The sequence below is a fragment of the Flavobacterium enshiense genome (assembly GCF_040750275.1).
GTDB classification, from domain to species: domain Bacteria; phylum Bacteroidota; class Bacteroidia; order Flavobacteriales; family Flavobacteriaceae; genus Flavobacterium; species Flavobacterium enshiense_B.
In genome coordinates, this window is sequence record NZ_JBDOCV010000014.1 from 8,069 (window position 1) to 9,498 (window position 1,430).

1 protein-coding gene is annotated in these 1,430 nt (G+C 29.2%); it reads left to right on the forward strand.

From position 1 onward, the window contains the following. The coding region (locus ABGT15_RS13145; RefSeq protein ID WP_367231913.1) for an AlbA family DNA-binding domain-containing protein at positions 1 to 1,241 on the forward strand (1,241 nt) is incomplete at its 5' end. Positions 1,242 to 1,430: the final 189 nt, after the last annotated feature.

Consider the following 1,430-nt stretch of genomic DNA (forward strand, 5'->3'; position numbering starts at 1 on the left):
TTTCGGTATATTTGTTTTCGAAGGTGACAAAAATTTGCCACTGTTTCAAGCCGAAAAACGTTAGCAGAAATAATATGACAGAAATTTCCGATTTAATTGAATTCGAAAATGAGAATTCAAATTTAGATTTTAAAGCAATTCAATATAAAAAAGAAATGTATGAAAGTTTCTTAAAAGATATTATGTCACTTGCTAATTCTATGTCAAAAGATGATAAATACATTATCACAGGTGTAAAACATAAAACGAATGGGGAAAGAGATTTGCTAGGAATCTCAGAAACATTTGTTGATGATGCTACATATCAACAGCTTGTAGATGCTAATATTGAACCTCATATAAATTTCAGCTATTTCCCATATGAATATGATGGTAAAATTTATGGAGTTTTTCAAGTAAAGGAATGCACAAATCCTCCCTATATGATGAAAAAAGATTATGGAAGTTTAAAGACAGGGGATTCATATATAAGAAAAGGTTCATTCCAAAAAAGATTGACAAGGAAAGATATTGACAATCATCAATCCGCATTAAAAAATAAAGATATTTCTAATGACATTAATATATCATTTCTCGAAGATGATATAGTTCATGAAATAAAAGTTGAAAAGAATGAAATCTTATTACCTTCAGAAGCGAACAAGAAAAGAATTGAAGAAATAATAAAACGAAAAGAACAAGAGTTGAAAGATAATACATATCCTTTTCATAAATTTCTTCTTCCCTCTACGTCAAGTATGTTTGGCTCTTCATATGAAAATAGAGACTTACCAACTTTACGAAGTAATTTAGAAAATATTAATAAAACTTATGAAGAACAAGATCAGTATTATATTAATGAACAAACTGCTTACAAACTAAATATCTTTTTACATAATAATAGCACTGAATTTTTAGAAGATGCATCTATTAAAATTTTAATTCCATATTCCGATAAATATATTGTTAGAGATTCTATTTTCAGAGAACCTTATGCACCACACCCAATAATAAATGTTGCTCCTAGAGTTGCTTCATGGTCAGAATTGAATTATCCATCAGTTGAAACAAAAGAAGGTGTTTATAAAATTTATGAAGAAATTGGTAACATAAAACACAAACTTCCAGTAGAAGCCCTCAAAGTTCCTTTGCGTATAGTTTTTTTAAGTGGTGAAGACGAAATGGAAATTGAAATTAGAGTGAAAGTTTTTGCAAAAAACATTAAGAATCCAATTCATCAAAAATTAAAAATTAATCTATAAATTATTACTTCTGCTAACAATGGTTTTGCGAAATTTGTGCTTAGGCGTATATCGGGAAGAGCTAGTGTTGGCACTTTCTTCTCCGAAGTGAGGTTTTTTCTTTATAACTTTTCGGTATATTTGTAAACATCAGTAATAAAAATCCCAAACTTCGCAAAGCCATGGGACGTTGTGTGTAATTGCGCCGTC